Origin of the sequence: Haloferax gibbonsii ATCC 33959 (assembly GCF_000336775.1) — an archaeon.
Lineage (GTDB): Archaea > Halobacteriota > Halobacteria > Halobacteriales > Haloferacaceae > Haloferax > Haloferax gibbonsii.
Window position 1 is genome coordinate 766670 of sequence record NZ_AOLJ01000011.1, and the last position, 14753, is coordinate 781422.

General features: G+C 68.1%; 18 protein-coding genes. 13 read left to right on the forward strand and 5 right to left on the reverse strand.

The features are described from left to right. Positions 1-65 precede the first annotated feature (65 nt). The 3 genes from C454_RS06860 to C454_RS06870 all read left to right on the forward strand — a co-directional run bounded on the left by C454_RS06860 (position 66) and on the right by C454_RS06870 (position 2743). Positions 66-950 carry a YkgJ family cysteine cluster protein gene (locus tag C454_RS06860; protein ID WP_004973949.1) on the forward strand — a complete coding sequence of 295 codons (885 nt, stop codon included), beginning with the start codon at positions 66-68 and terminating at the stop codon, positions 948-950. Positions 951-1038: 88 nt separating this feature from the next. Beyond that, a complete protein-coding gene (locus C454_RS06865) occupies positions 1039-1971 on the forward strand; it encodes an NAD(P)H-binding protein (RefSeq protein WP_004973950.1) in 933 nt (310 codons plus the stop codon). A 76-nt stretch (positions 1972-2047) separates the two neighbouring features. Then, entirely contained in the window at positions 2048-2743 is a 696-nt protein-coding gene (locus C454_RS06870) for a DUF7530 family protein (RefSeq protein ID WP_004973951.1), read from the forward strand. A gap of 28 nt (positions 2744-2771) precedes the next feature. Here the strand turns inward: C454_RS06870 and C454_RS20700 are convergent, their stop codons facing one another. After that, the gene (locus C454_RS20700) at positions 2772-2948 is read right to left on the reverse strand and encodes a DUF5786 family protein (protein WP_004968847.1); all 177 of its coding nucleotides are present in this window, start codon (positions 2946-2948) and stop codon (positions 2772-2774) included. A 156-nt stretch (positions 2949-3104) separates the two neighbouring features. Here C454_RS20700 and C454_RS06875 point away from each other — a divergent pair, with 156 nt between their 5' ends. Next, a complete protein-coding gene (locus C454_RS06875) occupies positions 3105-4112 on the forward strand; it encodes a DUF5784 family protein (protein WP_004973952.1) in 1008 nt (335 codons plus the stop codon). Positions 4113-4249: 137 nt separating this feature from the next. Here the strand turns inward: C454_RS06875 and C454_RS06880 are convergent, their stop codons facing one another. Continuing rightward, the gene (locus C454_RS06880) at positions 4250-4534 is read right to left on the reverse strand and encodes a DUF5789 family protein (protein WP_004973953.1); all 285 of its coding nucleotides are present in this window, start codon (positions 4532-4534) and stop codon (positions 4250-4252) included. Between the two features lie 132 nt (positions 4535-4666). Between C454_RS06880 and C454_RS06885 the strand changes: the two genes are divergently transcribed. Then, the gene (locus tag C454_RS06885) at positions 4667-5461 is read left to right on the forward strand and encodes a PHP domain-containing protein (protein WP_004973954.1); all 795 of its coding nucleotides are present in this window, start codon (positions 4667-4669) and stop codon (positions 5459-5461) included. A gap of 75 nt (positions 5462-5536) precedes the next feature. Beyond that, a complete protein-coding gene (locus C454_RS20705) occupies positions 5537-5701 on the forward strand; it encodes a DUF6757 family protein (RefSeq protein WP_004045157.1) in 165 nt (54 codons plus the stop codon). 77 nt (positions 5702-5778) lie between these two features. Here the strand turns inward: C454_RS20705 and C454_RS06890 are convergent, their stop codons facing one another. Continuing rightward, a complete protein-coding gene (locus C454_RS06890; protein ID WP_004973955.1) occupies positions 5779-6291 on the reverse strand; it encodes a DedA family protein in 513 nt (170 codons plus the stop codon). 105 nt (positions 6292-6396) lie between these two features. Here C454_RS06890 and hemB point away from each other — a divergent pair, with 105 nt between their 5' ends. The 7 genes from hemB (at position 6397) to hemL (ending at position 13979) form a co-directional block, all read left to right on the forward strand. Then, positions 6397-7380 (forward strand): porphobilinogen synthase, encoded by a 984-nt coding sequence (gene hemB, locus C454_RS06895; protein WP_004973956.1) that lies wholly within the window; start codon positions 6397-6399, stop codon positions 7378-7380. A gap of 343 nt (positions 7381-7723) precedes the next feature. Further along, complete coding sequence (locus C454_RS06900) at positions 7724-9142, forward strand: ammonium transporter (protein ID WP_004973957.1); 1419 nt, start codon at positions 7724-7726, stop codon at positions 9140-9142. Then, positions 9139-9498 (forward strand): P-II family nitrogen regulator, encoded by a 360-nt coding sequence (locus C454_RS06905; RefSeq protein ID WP_004973958.1) that lies wholly within the window; start codon positions 9139-9141, stop codon positions 9496-9498. The genes C454_RS06900 and C454_RS06905 overlap by 4 nt, the downstream gene beginning before the upstream one ends. Before the next feature lie 380 nt (positions 9499-9878). Beyond that, complete coding sequence (locus C454_RS06910; protein WP_004973959.1) at positions 9879-11252, forward strand: ammonium transporter; 1374 nt, start codon at positions 9879-9881, stop codon at positions 11250-11252. Positions 11253-11255: 3 nt separating this feature from the next. Further along, entirely contained in the window at positions 11256-11627 is a 372-nt protein-coding gene (locus tag C454_RS06915; RefSeq protein ID WP_004973960.1) for a P-II family nitrogen regulator, read from the forward strand. A 180-nt stretch (positions 11628-11807) separates the two neighbouring features. Continuing rightward, the gene (locus C454_RS06920; protein ID WP_004973961.1) at positions 11808-12515 is read left to right on the forward strand and encodes a CPBP family glutamic-type intramembrane protease; all 708 of its coding nucleotides are present in this window, start codon (positions 11808-11810) and stop codon (positions 12513-12515) included. A 126-nt stretch (positions 12516-12641) separates the two neighbouring features. Next, positions 12642-13979 carry a glutamate-1-semialdehyde 2,1-aminomutase gene (gene hemL, locus C454_RS06925; RefSeq protein ID WP_004973962.1) on the forward strand — a complete coding sequence of 446 codons (1338 nt, stop codon included), beginning with the start codon at positions 12642-12644 and terminating at the stop codon, positions 13977-13979. Positions 13980-14011: 32 nt separating this feature from the next. On the opposite strand, the gene C454_RS06930 is transcribed toward hemL, so the two are convergent. Together C454_RS06930 and C454_RS06935 are read right to left on the reverse strand one after the other, a co-directional pair. Further along, positions 14012-14191, reverse strand: coding sequence for a hypothetical protein (locus tag C454_RS06930; RefSeq protein WP_231608290.1), 180 nt, complete (start codon positions 14189-14191; stop codon positions 14012-14014). Between the two features lie 112 nt (positions 14192-14303). Then, complete coding sequence (locus tag C454_RS06935; RefSeq protein WP_004973964.1) at positions 14304-14693, reverse strand: hypothetical protein; 390 nt, start codon at positions 14691-14693, stop codon at positions 14304-14306. Between the last annotated feature and the right edge of the window lie 60 nt (positions 14694-14753).

The following is a 14753-nucleotide window of genomic DNA, read 5'->3' on the forward strand; positions in this document are numbered from 1 at the left end:
CGTAATCGGCCGACACGACCGACCCGCCGGGAGCTTCTTGTCGGCTGGCGTATAACTTTCGTGGCATGCGCGTCGACTGCGAAGGCTGTGCGGGCTGCTGTATCGACTGGCGACCGGTCGCGCCGGTCCCGCTCGACCACGAGCGCCGCGGGCCGCGCGCGCCGCTCGACGACACCTACAACCTCGTTCCGCTGACTCGCGACGAGATCCGGGACTTCGTCGAGGCCGGACTGGGCGACGTCCTCACCCCGCGGCTGTGGGAGGCGTCGCCGGGCGAGGGCGTCGAAATCGACGGCGTCGAAGTCGCCGCAATCGCCGGGAAGCCGGCGTTCTTCGTCGGCATGCGCAAGCCGCCGAAGCCCGTCGCGCCGTTCGGACTGGAGCGGACGTGGCTCCGCGCCTGCGCGTTTCTCGACCCCGAGAGCCTCCAGTGCCGCATCCACGACACCGAGTTCTATCCCGACGAGTGCGCCGAGTATCCGGGCCACAACCTCGTCCTCGGACAGGAGACCGAGTGCGAGCGCGTCGAGCGACACCACGGCGGCGAGCGTCTGCTCGACGACGCGCCCCCGGACGACCTCCACGGCCTGCTCCTCGGCCCACACGCCCTCGGCGCGAAGGTGTTCGTCCACCCGGAGCCCGAGCGGTTGGCGGGGACCATCGAGCACCTCAAAACCCGCGACCTGACCCCGGAGGACCGCGCGGAGTTCGTCGGCGTCGCGGTCGGGTCGCACCCCGGGTCGACCGAGGTCGACGACGACCGCGCCTCGCGAGCGCGTGCGAAGACGCTCGAAAGCGAGTCGTGGGCGGGCGAAGCCGTCGCGGCGTGGGACGCGGTCGCCGGTCGTCTCGGGAGCGCGGCCGACGAGGCACCCGACCCCGACGAGGTCGAAGTCGCTCGCGGCGCGCCGGAAACCCCCGGCTGGGACGCGGTTCGCCGCGACGACTGAACCGCGGGTGGCGAGCGACGGGGGCGGACGGACCGCGGTCGGGTCGACGGGCGATACGTTAACATCATGCGCGGCGTTATCGAACAGCATGAAAGTGCTCGTGACCGGTGCGACCGGGTTCGTCGGCCGGCACCTCGTTCCCCTCCTCCTCGACGCCGGCCACGACGTGGTCGTCTTCGTCCGCGACGCGGCGCGCTACGACGGTCCGCCGGGCGTGGACGTGGTCGAAGGCGACATCTTCGAACCGGCGACGGTCGCCCCCGCGATGGCGGGCGTCGACGCGGCGTACTACCTCATCCACTCGATGCACTCCGGCGGCGACTTCGAGGCGCGCGACCGCCTCGCCGCCCGCAACTTCGTCGACGCCGCCGAGTCCGCCGGAGTCGGACGAATCGTCTACCTCGGCGGTCTCGGCGAGGACCGCGACCAGCTCTCGCCGCACCTTCGGTCGCGCCGTGAGGTCGAACACATCCTCGCGTCGGGGTCGCCCGAACTGACGACCCTCCGGGCGGCCATCATCGTCGGCGCGGGGAGCGCGAGCTTCGAGATGGTGCGCCAACTCGCCAAGCGCCTCCCGGTCATGGTGACGCCGCAGTGGGTCGAAACGCGGTGTCAACCCATCGCCATCACCGACGTTGTCGCCTACCTCGCGGGCGTCCTCGACCACCCCGAGACGGCGGGCGAGACCTACGAAATCGGCGGCCCGGACGTGCTCACCTACCGGGAGATGCTCCAGCGCGTCGGCGCGCAGTTGGGCCACGCGCCCCGAATCGTCGCCGTGCCCGTGTTGACGCCGCGGCTCTCGTCGTACTGGATCGGCCTCGTGACCGACGTGGACACGGGCGTCGCCCGACCGCTCATCGAGGGGCTGAAAAACCCCGTCGTCGTCGGCGACGACCGCATCCGCGACATCGTCGAGGTGGACGAGACGCCGTTCGACGCCGCGGTCGAGCGGGCGCTCCGCGAGGAGCGCGAGATTCGGGAGCGAGCCGTCGAACCGACGTCGACAAGCCCGACGTGAGCGGGACTCGAACCGCCCGCCCGCGCGCCCCGAGCGCGGCGGCGATTGATATACCGCGGGGCCGTAGGGCCGGGATATGAACGACGCCCCGGAGTACGGCGAGACGTGGGTGTACGAGAGCATCGTCGGCGCGCTCCCGGGCGTGAGAATCGGCGAGGCGGGCGCTATCGCCCTCCAAATCGCCGTCTTCGAGGTCGCCGTGCTCGTCTTCGCGTGGGTGTACGACCTGTGGGCCGCGGCGGTCGCGGGCACCGCGGCCATCGTCGTCGCGGCCGCGGGGAGCGTCGTGATGCTCCGCATGGGCGAGTGGACCCGCGCCGCGAGGGTGCCCGCGCCCTATCGACGCCTGCTTTTCGGGTCGAGCATCGAGGTCGTCCTCGGCGTGCTCGCGTTCGTCGCGCTCGTGACGCACCTGTTCGTCTTCGACCCGCAACAGCCGGGGACGCCGCTCATGACGACGCTGTTCGGCCCCGAACCGCCGGTCGTGGTCGTCTACCTGACGCTGCTCGTCCTCTGGGACCTCTGTTACCGAATCGGCACGTCGTGGTGGGCGGCCGTCGTGGGTCTCTGGGGTGCGGTCCGCTACCGGTTCGACGGCCCGACCGCCGGGACGGTCAGGCGGGTGAACCTCCTGAACGTCGGCTTCGCGGTCGCGCAGATGCTGTTGCTCCCGTTCATCGCCGACCAGCCGGTGCTCCTCTTCGCGGTCGGCGGGCACGTCGTCGCCGTGACCGTCGTGTCGGTGACGGCCGCGGCGCTGACGAGGACGTGAGGTACGCAGGAACAGGAGAGGTGACGGGTCAGTCGTCGGACTTCATCCGCTTGAACTGTTCGAGCAGCGCATCGGTCGAGTCGCCGGAGTCGTACTCGACGCTCCCGCGGTAGGTCTTCCGGTCGTCGTCGGTCCCGGGTTCGACCTGGCTCGTCATCCGCTCGCGGCGTTCGTGTTCGGCTTCGTCGTATGCCCCCATTGACATGGTTCGACTTACCATGTGAGTGTGTGCCACATATAGCTATCGGAGAGATTCACAATCGTGATACTCGGCGGAACCGGGGACAGAAGGGGGAGGGCACCGGTGAAAACGGGCCCCGCGGCAGGAAAGGGTAAAAACAATCGCCGAACTACACCGTGTGTGGCACGCCCGCTTCGCTTTCGTTACGCCCCCGGACGCTGGGACGACTCGCGCATCACCCGCGACATCTTCCAGCCGCTCGACGCCAACCTCGGCGCAGAGATGGGTGCACCGTGGTACGCACCGCCCGAGGGGTACGAGGCCCGTCGGTTCGACATGGACAACGGCGACACCGCCCTCTTCGCGTGGACCGACGACCACGCCTACTGGATAGGCAACACCGAGACGCCGAGTTCGCTGTGGCGGACCGACAAAGAGGGCTTCGACGAGGCTCCCTTCGAGGTCTCTCGGTGGGCCCAGCGCGAACTCATCGCCGAGCTGTTCGACCAGTCGCCGTGGCTGAAGCCCTATCCGCACCTCTCGTGGTTCTTCCTCCCGGTGTTCCTCTCGAAGGACGGCCGCGAGACGACCCGCGAGTTCTTCTACGACCACGCGGCGGGCTTCCCGGACGCGACCCGCGAGGAGGCCCTGGAGTTCTACGAGTCGTTCTTCGCCACGGGCGTCCTCGACGAGTACCGCGAGGTCATGGCCGGAAAGCTCGGCACCTCGGAGTACTTCGACCCGATACGGATGGCCGCGGCGATGGGCGAGTTCGACGTGGCGTACCTCCTCGACGACGCGGGGTACGACATCACGCCCGAAATCGCCGTGACGACCGGTCACTCCATCGACTTCCGCGCGGAGAACACCCCCGCGGGCGGCGCGCTCATCGAGGTGACGCGGCCGCTCCCGCCGAACCGGCGCTCCGTGAGCAACCCAATCGCCGCGATTCGCGACACGGCACAGACCAAGACCAACGGCGAGGGCCAACTCGCCGAACACGGCGGCGGCGTGACGCTGTTCGTCGACTGCTCGTCGTTCCCCGACGACGACTGGTCCGCCATCATGGGCGAGAAGCCCGACGTGCGGCACCGACCCGCGGTGGTCTTCCGGCTCCGCCCGTCGGGACAGGTCGAAGGCTACTCGAAGGGGTCGGTCCCGGTGGACCTGCCGTGGCTCGCTGACTGACGTTCGTTCTGACCGGTCGTGGACCGAGCCCATCGCGGGCGCGCGGTCGAGTACGCCGAATCCGAATCCGACCCCGAGCCGACGGCTCGCGGGTCGCAGTCAGAAAGGAAAAAATCGAGACGGGACGAGAGCCGGCCTCAGAACGAGACCATCTCGGGCCCGTTCTCACCGAGCGGGGACGGGTCGCGGTCGCTGTAGTATCGACGACCGATTGCCTCGTGGCCGACGCCGGTGAAGAGGGCGTCCCGCACGTCCTGCGGGCACGTGTACGTCTCGTCGCCGAGACGGGCCAGGATCTGTGCGACGGTCTCCTGACCGTTCTGGAGCTCGATTACTTCGTCGCCGTGGCGTTGGGCGAAGTCGGTCGAGCTAATCGGGTATTCGTGGCGATCGATGGCGTCGCCGAGTCCGTTCAGGCGCATTACACCCACAGCTGTGTCGTCATCATTCTTAATGATTTTCCATGTATTTGATTAGTGCCCTTGCAGTCCTTAATCGTCCTTAATGATACACTGGGCGCAACGTTTGTCTCTCCCTCGCCCCGACCACGTGGCATGGACGACAGCCCGCCGGTCGCGGACCTCCATCTCCACACGACCGCCTCGGACGGCCGGCTCACTATCGACGCGCTCCCCGACGCGGCCCGCGCGGGCGGGGTCGAGGTGGTGGCCGTGACGGACCACGACCGCTACCACCCGGACCTCGACGCCCCGGTTACCGAACGCGACGGCGTGACTATCGTTCGGGGCATCGAGCTGCGCGTCGACGCGGGTGACCGTCGGGTCGACCTCCTCGGCTACGGGCTCAGGGAGCGACCCGCCCTCGTCGAGACGGTCGAGCGCCTCCAGCGGAACCGCGTGGAGCGCGCCCGCGAAATCGTCGCGGCGGTCGAAGCCGAGACCGGAGTCCGCCTCGACATCGACATCCACGATGGAGTCGGTCGGCCGCACGTCGCCCGCGCTATCGACGCCAGCGACGCGCCCTACGACTACCAAGGTGCGTTCGACGAACTCATCGGCGCGGACGGTCCCTGTTACGTCCCGCGCGAACTCCCGACGTTCGACGACGGCGTGGCGGCCCTCCGAGACGCCTGCGACGTGGTCGGCCTCGCGCACCCGTTCCGCTACCGCGACCCGGCGGGCGCGCTCGAACTCTGTGCCGACCTCGACGCCGTCGAACGCTACTACTCCTACGGCTTCGCGGTCGACCGCGCCCTCGTTGACGAGGCCATCGAACGCTACGACCTGCTCGCCACGGGCGGGAGCGACGCCCACGACGAAACCCTCGGCCGCGCCGGGCCCCCGGAGGCGGACTTCGCCCGATTCGCCGCCGCGGTAGACGGCCTCTAACCGTGTTAGTCCGTGAATAACGCCGAACGTGCCGTGGGGCGTAGAGTTAAATCCTATCGGAACTGAAGGGGGGATATGCAGTGTCACTACTGCGACCGTGAGGCCGCATACGCCGCGGAGAAGGACCACATTAAGGTCGGTCTCTGCGAGCGACACTTCCGCAAGCGGGTCGAGGAACTCGCCGAATCCGAGGAACTCGCCGCCCTAAAGGAAAAACTCGACATTAATCGAACAAAGTAGCGGCCGGTCAGCAGGTGTCCCTCCACTAACGCCTTCCTACCCCGCGACGCCGGGCGTTGCCCGCGCCGGAGAGACCGTCACGCGAGGACCTGTCCGCCGAACACGTACAGCGCCGCGAGCGCGCTCTCGAACGCGACGGTTCCGGTTGCCGAGAGGACGACGAACCGCTTCGTCGACATACCCGAGAGACCGGCCGGAACGGTGAGCATCCCGCGCGTGAACAGCATCGCGTTGCTCAGCGGGACGACGACCGACCCCCAGCGGTCGAACCAGCCGTCGAACCGGTCGAGCGAGTCCTCGCCGACGCGGAACCACGACCGCGAGAGGAGGTACTCGCGGCCGCCCCGCTTGGCGACCGAGAACAGCGCGACCTGACCGACCGTCGCGCCGAGAACGGCGACAGCGAGAATCGGAAGTAGCAGTCGTTCCCCGACCAGCACCAGCGCCCCGGGCACGAGGAGTTCGCTCGGCGCGACGTAGAGGAGCATCGCACCCTCCAGCACGAACACGAAAAAGAGGGCGACGAGAGCGAGGTCGGAAGCGAGGAGCTCCCGAAGGACGTCCGGGAGTTGGGCGGTGAAGGCGCTCATGTCGTGTGCGCGGTTCGAGCGATACCGTGTTCATTATGGGTTGGATAACCCGGCGCGAAGCGACGGGAGCGACGGCATTTTGCCGCCGCCAGCCGAACTCGGCGTATGGAGTTCACCGACCGTCCCCGCAGGCTTCGAACCGACGGGATTCGCCCGCTCGTCTCGGAGACGACCCTCGACGCGACGGACCTCGTCGCGCCAGTCTTCGTGGACGCGACGACCGACGAGCGCGTCCCCATCGAGTCCATGCCGGGACACGAGCGCGTACCGGTCGACGAGGCCGCCGACCGCGTCGCCGAGGTCCGCGAGGCGGGCGTCGAGGCCGTCATCGTCTTCGGCATCCCCGAGTCGAAAGACGCCGACGGGTCGCGCGCGTACGCGAGAGACGGAGTCGTACAGGAGGCAGTCCGAGCCATCACCGCCGAGACCGACGCCTACGTCATCACCGACGTGTGTCTCTGCGAGTACACCGACCACGGCCACTGCGGAGTGCTGGAGGACCACGCCGAGGACGACCCGACGCTGACGGTCGAAAACGGGCCGACACTCGACCTGCTCGCGGAGACGGCCGTCTCCCACGCCGAAGCGGGCGCTGACATGGTCGCCCCCTCGGCCTCGATGGACGGGATGGTCGGCGCGATTCGCGCCGCCCTCGACGACGCCGGCCGCGACGAGGTGCCCATCATGTCCTACGCCGCCAAGTACGAGAGCGCCTTCTACGGACCCTTCCGCGACGCGGCCGACGGCGCGCCGGCCTTCGGCGACCGCCGGCACTACCAGATGGACCCCGCGAACGCCCGCGAGGCGCTGCGCGAGGTCGCGCTCGACGTGGAACAGGGCGCTGACGTGCTGATGGTCAAACCGGGCCTGCCGTATCTCGACATCGTCCGCGCCATCCGCGAGGGCTACGACCACCCGGTCGCCGCCTACAACGTCTCCGGCGAGTACGCGATGCTCCACGCCGCCGCCGAGAAGGGCTGGTTGGACCTCGACGGGGTCGCTCACGAGTCGCTCCTGTCGATGAAGCGGGCGGGCGCGGACCTCATCATCACGTACTTCGCAGAGCGCGTGGCGCGGCAGCTCGACTGAGGCGTCGGCGACCGAGTCGAGCGCCCCGAACCCGCCAATTCGAACTCCGAACTACGTGACACGATACCGCGGTGCGCACGGCCAAAACACACTTGTCAGGCAACATTTTCCTGAACGTTCGTCCACAGAAGTTCCGAGAATCTCAAAATCCTTGGACGATATACAACCTTATATGCGTAATATTCTAGCCTATTTTGTGCAGTTGTGGTATTACACCCCACTAAATTTGACAAAATCAACCCCACACTTTATGTACTAACTCACCATGAAGCCGAACCGTGATGAAGCACCAGAATCCACACGGATACGGAGCAAAAGTAGCTGAACGGTCACTCGTGGCCGCATGGGGTGGGCAGTCGTGATTCCACTGCAGGTCGACCCGAGCGTTATCGCACAGGGGGTCAACTACGTCTGGATCCTCGTCGTCTCGTTCCTCATCTTCTTCATGCAGCCGGGCTTCGCGCTCTTAGAGGCAGGGCAGGTACGCGCGAAGAACGTGGGCAACGTACTGATGAAGAACATGACCGACTGGGCGCTCGGCGTGCTCGTCTACTTCCTCGTCGGCGCGGGGGTCGCGACAATCGTCGGCGGCCTCACGTCGCCCGGCGGCTTCGACGTCGCCGCCGCGTTCTCGTACATCGGCGACTCCGGCGCGTGGATTGACTGGCTCTTCGGGGCCGTCTTCGCCATGACCGCCGCCACCATCGTCTCCGGCGCGGTCGCAGAACGCATGGACTTCCGCGCGTACATCGTCTTCGCGGCCACCATCACCGGGTTCATCTACCCCGTCGTGCAGGGCATGACGTGGTCCGGTGGCCTCCTCTCGGGGAGCGGTTACATCGGTGCCGCCCTCGGCGTCGGCTACCTCGACTTCGCCGGTGCGACCGTCGTCCACATGTGCGGCGGCATCGCCGGCCTCGTCGGCGCGAAGATGGTCGGCCCGCGTAAGGGCCGCTTCGACGCCAACGGCGACAGCCAGCCCATCCCGGGCCACTCGATGCTGCTCGCCGTCCTCGGCACGCTCATCCTCGCGTTCGGCTGGTACGGCTTCAACGTCGGCACGCAGGCGACGGTCCTCGCGACCACCGAAAGCGGCGGTCTGGAGTTCATGGGTGCCGCGCTCGGTCGCGTCGCCCTCGTGACGACCCTCGGCATGGGCGCCGGCGCGGTCGCCGCGATGATCGTCTCGACGAGCTACCAGGGCAAGCCCGACCCCCTCTGGATGGCCAACGGCCTGCTCGCCGGTCTCGTCGCAGTCACCGGCGCCGTCCCCCACGTCACGTGGTGGGGCGGCCTCATCCTCGGCGCGCTCGGCGGCGCAATCGTCCTGCCGGCGTACCGCTGGACCGTCGACTCGCTCAAAATCGACGACGTGTGTGGCGTCTTCGCCGTCCACGGCGTCGCGGGCGCGGTCGGCACGGCACTCATTCCCGTCTTCGCGGTGAGCGGCTTCTCCGGCACGCAGCTCGTGATGCAGGTCATCGGCGTGGTCGTCATCGCCGCGTGGACCATCCTCGCCTCGGCGGTCGTCTTCGCCATCGCGGACGCCGCCTTCGGCCTCCGCGTCTCGGAAGAAGAGGAAGTCGAAGGCCTCGACGTCGGCGAACACGGCGTCTCGGTCTACCCCGAATTCGTCGGCGACGCCGGTCCCGACGGCGCGCTCGGCTCGCCCACGGCGACCGACGGCGGCAGCAACGTGCGCACCGACGGCGGCGTCGAGGAAGACGAAGCTGTCGAAGCCAACGGAGGTGACAGCCAATGAGCGACGAAGAACAGGGAATCAAGATGGTGATGGCCATCATCCGCCCCGACAAGCTCTCCGACGTGAAGACCGCGCTCGCCGAGGCGGGCGCGCCGTCGCTGACCGTCACCAACGTCTCCGGCCGCGGCTCTCAGCCCGCGAAGAAGGGCCAGTGGCGCGGCGAGGAGTACACCGTCGACCTCCACCAGAAGGTCAAAGTCGAGTGCGTCGTCGCCGATATTCCCGTCGACGACGTGGTCGAGGCCATCGCTGAGTCCGCCCACACGGGCGAGAAAGGCGACGGAAAGGTGTTCGTCCTCCCCGTCGAGAGCGCCGTCCAAGTCCGCACCGGCAAGGAGGGCAACCCGGCAGTCTGAGCGCGCACCTGCGACCGAAACCGGCTCGACGTCTCTGTTTGCCACTCCCGCCGCGGCCCGCGTGAGTGCGCACCCGACTGGGGTTCGATGAACGCCCCCGAACTATTCCTATTACTAATTCTACACTACGTTCGTCGGATTACGTGGCAACATTTGTTTACTGAGTGCTAGCCTTACGTCCTTATACAACACATACTTCATCCTATATCGGACATACGTCTCTCAGAACGCCTTTTTGTGGTCATTTGTCAACGCGAACCGTTATATGAACGTCTGTAGATAGCATCTCTCATGGTTCGCGAGACATTCGGTCGCGAATCGAGCACCAATATGAACGACTGTCCAACTTCACAGCTCGAACTGTTCGCCGGAGGAATCGTATGTTGACACCCCTGCAGGCCGACCTCGCTTCGGTCGTCGAGGGCGTGAACCTCGTGTGGGTCCTCACGGTCACGTTCCTCATCTTCTTCATGCACGCCGGCTTCGCCATGCTCGAAGCCGGGCAGGTCCGCGCGAAGAACGTCGCCAACCAACTGACCAAGAACCTGCTGACGTGGAGTATCGGCGTCATCGTGTTCTTCCTGCTCGGTGCGGCCGTGTCGTCCATCGTCGCCGCCTTCACCGGCGGCCCCGAGATATCGTCGATTTCCGGGGCGTTCATGAGCCTCTACGCGCCCGACGCCTCGGCGACGACGGCGTGGGTCGACTGGCTGTTCGGAGCCGTCTTCGCCATGACCGCCGCCACCATCGTCTCCGGTGCCGTGGCGGGCCGCGCCCGGCTCCGGGCGTACCTCACGTACACCATCCTCATCGCGGGCGTCATCTACCCCGTCGTCGTCGGCTTCACCTGGGGCGGCGGCTTCCTCGACGCCCTCGGCTTCCACGACTTCGCGGGCGGCATGATCGTCCACGGCATGGGCGGCATCGCCGGCCTCACCGCGGCGTGGATTATCGGCCCGCGCATGAACCGCTTCAAGCCCGACGGCACGGCGAACGTCATCCCCGGTCACTCCATCACGTTCGCCGTCCTCGGCACGCTCATCCTCGCGTTCGGCTGGTACGGCTTCAACGTCGGCACCGCCGCCGCGCCCCTCGCGTACGCCGACGGCGCGGTCACGCTCGGCTCGTTCGCCTTCGTTGGCCGCGTCGCCCTCGTGACGACCCTCGGCATGGCCGCCGGCGCAATCGGCGCTGGCGGCGTCGCCATGTACAAGACCGGTAAGGTCGACACGCTCTACGTCGCAAACGGCCTCCTCGCCGGACTCGTCGGCGTCACCGCCATCGCGGACGACATCGTCTGGCCGGGCGCGCTTGTCGTCGGCCTCCTCGCCGGCGCACAGCTCCCGGTCGTCTTCGAGTTCGTCGAAAAGCGCCTCCGCATCGACGACGTGTGCGCGGTCTTCCCCGTTCACGGTTCCGCGGGCATCCTCGGTGCGCTCCTCTACCCCGTATTCGCCGTCCCGCTGTGGCACGACGGCGCGTCCTTCGTCTCGCTCGCCGTCCCGCAGGTCGTCGGCGTCGGCGTCATCGCCGTCTGGACGTTCGCTGCGACCGCGCTCGTCTTCGGCGGCTTCCGCGCCGTCGGACAGGTCCGCGTCTCCTCGGACCACGAGCGCGAGGGACTCGACACGGCCGAACACGGCGTCGACACCTACCCCGAGTTCGGGTCGCCCGACGCCGACACCGGCATCCGCACCGACGGCTCCGGCGTCCCGAGCGGGGATGGATTCATGACGACGGGCCGGGAGGACTGAGTCATGAGTGATTCCGACCTTCCGAACGACGGCGACATCAAGCTCGTCATGGCCGTCATCCGCCCCGACAAGCTCTCCGACGTGAAGACCGCGCTCGCCGAAATCGGCGCGCCGTCGCTGACCGTCACCAACGTCTCCGGCCGCGGCTCTCAGCCCGCGAAAAAGAGCCAGTGGCGCGGCGAGGAGTACACCGTCGACCTCCACCAGAAGGTCAAAGTCGAGTGCGTCGTCGCCGACATCCCGGCCGACGACGTGGTCGACGCCATCGCCGACGCCGCCCACACGGGCGAGAAAGGCGACGGAAAGGTGTTCACCTTCCCCGTCGAGAGCGCCGTCCAAGTCCGCACCGGCAAGACCGGACGCGACGCGGTCTGAGCCGCTCGTTCTCTGTCGGCGGTTCTCGTACCGTCCCCTCGCCCGTCGCTCCGACCGGCGACGGGGTTATATCGGTTCGGTCGAACGTACCGGTGGCCCCTCGCGGGGCGAGAGCCGAACCCACGCGAAACCGTTTTTCCGCTCCGCACCGAGCGTCGTGACGATGAGCGGTGGCTCCACGTGGTGACTGTCGCGGACCTCGGCGGACTCGCCGTCGCGCTGTTCGGAATGGCAGTCGCCGGACTGCTCTCCGACCGGTACCTCTCCGAACCCGACGACCTCCGCGCCGACCTCCTCGTCAGCGACGCGAACAAGTGGGCCGTCTTCGCCCTCCTGTGCGGCTACGTCCTCGTCGTCGAGGGGCGACCGCTGTCCTCGATGACCGGCCGCTCGCTGGACCCCCTCGCGTTCGTCGCGGTGGTCGGCGGCGGCGTCTTCCTCCTGTTCGCCGCGAACGCGGTGACGACGCCCGTCTTCGACCGACTCGGCGTGGGCGGCCTCGACGAGGGGATGACCGGACTGGCCTCGCTGTCGGTCAGACACCGACTCTTCGTGGCCGGGACCGCCGGCGTCACGGAGCAGGTGCTGTTCCACGGCTACGCCGTCGAGCGACTCCTCGAACTCACCGGGAGCCCGCTTCTCGCGGGCGGCGTCTCGTTCGCCGCGTTCACCGCGAGCCACGCCGTCGGCTGGGAGCGCGGCGCGGTCGCCAGAATCGCCGTCCCCGCGCTCCTGACGACGATTATGTACCTCCTCGTGCGCGACGTGGTCGCGCTCGCCTGCATCCACGCGCTCAACGACGCGGTCGGACTCCTCTTGGCCGGGTCGGTCGAGGACGCCGGCGACGCCGACGGCGCTGACGCCGCCGCCGACGGGACGGCGCGGTAGGTCTCGGTAGGTCGCCGCAGTCCCGACGCCGGACAGTTCATGCCGGCCGTGTCGTCTACTGGTTCGTCGGTGGCAGGTGCGGCCGACCCAGTAAGGTCTTTCCCGCGAGCGGTCGAACCGGCGCGCATGAACCACGACGAGTCAAGGGCGCTGTACGACCGCGCGCTGTCCGTGCTCGCGGGCGGCGTGAACTCCTCGGTCCGGGCGACGCAACCGTACCCGTTCTTCGTCGAGCGCGGCGACGGCGCGCACGTCATCGACGCCGACGGGAACCGCTACGTCGACTACGTGCTTGGCTACGGGCCGCTCCTCTACGGCCACGACGCCCCCGAACCCGTCCAGTCGGCGGTCCAGAAGCACGCCGCGGCCGGGCCGATGTACGGCGCGCCGACCGAAATCGAGGTCGAACACGCCGAGTTCGTCGCGCGACACGTCCCCTCCGTCGAGATGCTGCGGTTCGTCAACTCCGGCACGGAGGCGACCGTCTCGGCGGTCCGCCTCGCCCGCGGCGTCACCGGCCGCGACAAAATCGTCGTCATGCAGGGCGGCTACCACGGCGCACAGGAGTCCACGCTCGTCGAGGGCGGCCCCGGGAACGCGAAACCCTCGACCCCCGGCATCCCCTCCTCGTTCGCCGAGCACACCATCCCCGTCCCGTTCAACGACGAGGAGACGGTCCGCGAGGTGTTCGAGGAACACGGCGAGGACATCGCGGCGGTGCTGACAGAACCGATTCTGGCGAACACGGGCATCGTCCACCCCGTCGACGGCTACCTCGAAGCCCTCCGCGACGTGACCGAAGAACACGGCGCGCTCCTCATCTTCGACGAGGTCATCACCGGCTTCCGCGTCGGCGGCCTCCAGTGCGCGCAGGGCAAGTTCGGCGTCACGCCCGACCTCACGACGTTCGGAAAGATTATCGGCGGCGGCTTCCCCGTCGGCGCGGTCGGCGGGAAGGCCGAACTCGTCGAGCAGTTCACCCCCGGCGGCGACGTGTTCCAGTCGGGAACCTTCTCGGGCCATCCGGTCACGATGGCCGCGGGCCACGAGTACCTGAAGTACGCCGCGGAAAACGACGTGTACGGACACGTCGACCGCCTCGGCGAGAAGCTTCGGTCGGGCATCACGGACATCCTCGAAGACCAGGCCCCCGAGTACACCGTCGTCGGCACGGACTCGATGTTCAAGACGGTGTTCACGCGCCACGGGACGGCCGAGCGCGCCGACGCCTGCGCCGACGGCTGCGCGCAGGTCGAGTCGTGTCCCAACTACGACGTCTGCCCGAAGACCGGCGCGGACGTGTCGAAGGCGGAGACCGACCGCTGGGAGCGCGTCTTCTGGCAGGAGATGAAAGACCAGGGCGTGTTCCTCACGGCGAACCAGTTCGAATCGCAGTTCGTCTCCTACGCCCACACCGACGAGGACATCGAGGAGACGCTGGAAGCGTACAAGCGAGCGCTGTAGGCGCGTCCCGACCTGCGACCTCGACGAATTTTTTACGACGCTATCGCCCGAGAGAGCCCGAGGTACGCCGGGAGTCCGAAGACGGCGGCCAGTCCGACGGTGAGGAAAAGCGGGACGACCCCCGTCGGGTCCGGCGCGAAGATGAATCCGAGCGGGAGCGCGACGACGAACGCGACGCCGAAGGTGAGCGCGAGACGGAGGGGCCTGTTCACGTCGGAGGCGTCGCCGCGAAGGCGGATAACTGTTCGGCACTTCGACACGAACGCGAGTCGGCCGTGCGAACGAGGGTCGCTCGCCGCGACTGCGACCCGGCGCGAGCGCGACTCACTCGGCCCGCAGTCGCGCCTCGGCCGCCCGCCACAGCGGCGGGTAGGTCAGGGCGACGCCGACGCCGAGACAGACCGCCCACGAGACGAGGATGCCGACCGGGTTCCCCTGGAGTTCGAGGAGGACCAACAGCGGAATCCAGAGCGCGGTCACGACGAGGCCGATACCCCAGACGCGGGCGACGAGGCGGAGGCGAAGCGGGCGCGCGAGGAGGAGCGCGAGTGCGACGAGCGCGGCCGCGGCGAGGCCGGCGAACCGCGGAGCTTCGACGCCGAGCGCCGAGAGGAGCAGGTCGAGGGGCGCGACGACCGAGGTCAGGCCGAACAGGAGGAGCGCGACGACGACGAAGTCGCCGACCTGCCGGACGGCCGAATCGAGGGCGGGCATCGTCCGGGTCGTCGCGCGGGGACTGTATCGGTCTTCCGTTCGGATTCGACCCGGCGCGCG

Coding starts and splice junctions, on each gene's coding strand:
- C454_RS20705 (WP_004045157.1), top strand. CDS start 5,537: ATGCAGTGTCACTACTGCGACCGTGAGGCCGCATACGCCGCGGAGAAG.
- hemB (WP_004973956.1), top strand. CDS start 6,397: ATGGAGTTCACCGACCGTCCCCGCAGGCTTCGAACCGACGGGATTCGC.
- hemL (WP_004973962.1), top strand. CDS start 12,642: ATGAACCACGACGAGTCAAGGGCGCTGTACGACCGCGCGCTGTCCGTG.
- C454_RS06865 (WP_004973950.1), top strand. CDS start 1,039: ATGAAAGTGCTCGTGACCGGTGCGACCGGGTTCGTCGGCCGGCACCTC.
- C454_RS06900 (WP_004973957.1), top strand. CDS start 7,724: ATGGGGTGGGCAGTCGTGATTCCACTGCAGGTCGACCCGAGCGTTATC.
- C454_RS06910 (WP_004973959.1), top strand. CDS start 9,879: ATGTTGACACCCCTGCAGGCCGACCTCGCTTCGGTCGTCGAGGGCGTG.
- C454_RS20700 (WP_004968847.1), bottom strand. CDS start 2,948: ATGTCAATGGGGGCATACGACGAAGCCGAACACGAACGCCGCGAGCGG.
- C454_RS06905 (WP_004973958.1), top strand. CDS start 9,139: ATGAGCGACGAAGAACAGGGAATCAAGATGGTGATGGCCATCATCCGC.
- C454_RS06880 (WP_004973953.1), bottom strand. CDS start 4,534: ATGCGCCTGAACGGACTCGGCGACGCCATCGATCGCCACGAATACCCG.
- C454_RS06935 (WP_004973964.1), bottom strand. CDS start 14,693: ATGCCCGCCCTCGATTCGGCCGTCCGGCAGGTCGGCGACTTCGTCGTC.
- C454_RS06870 (WP_004973951.1), top strand. CDS start 2,048: ATGAACGACGCCCCGGAGTACGGCGAGACGTGGGTGTACGAGAGCATC.
- C454_RS06885 (WP_004973954.1), top strand. CDS start 4,667: ATGGACGACAGCCCGCCGGTCGCGGACCTCCATCTCCACACGACCGCC.
- C454_RS06890 (WP_004973955.1), bottom strand. CDS start 6,291: ATGAGCGCCTTCACCGCCCAACTCCCGGACGTCCTTCGGGAGCTCCTC.
- C454_RS06915 (WP_004973960.1), top strand. CDS start 11,256: ATGAGTGATTCCGACCTTCCGAACGACGGCGACATCAAGCTCGTCATG.
- C454_RS06860 (WP_004973949.1), top strand. CDS start 66: ATGCGCGTCGACTGCGAAGGCTGTGCGGGCTGCTGTATCGACTGGCGA.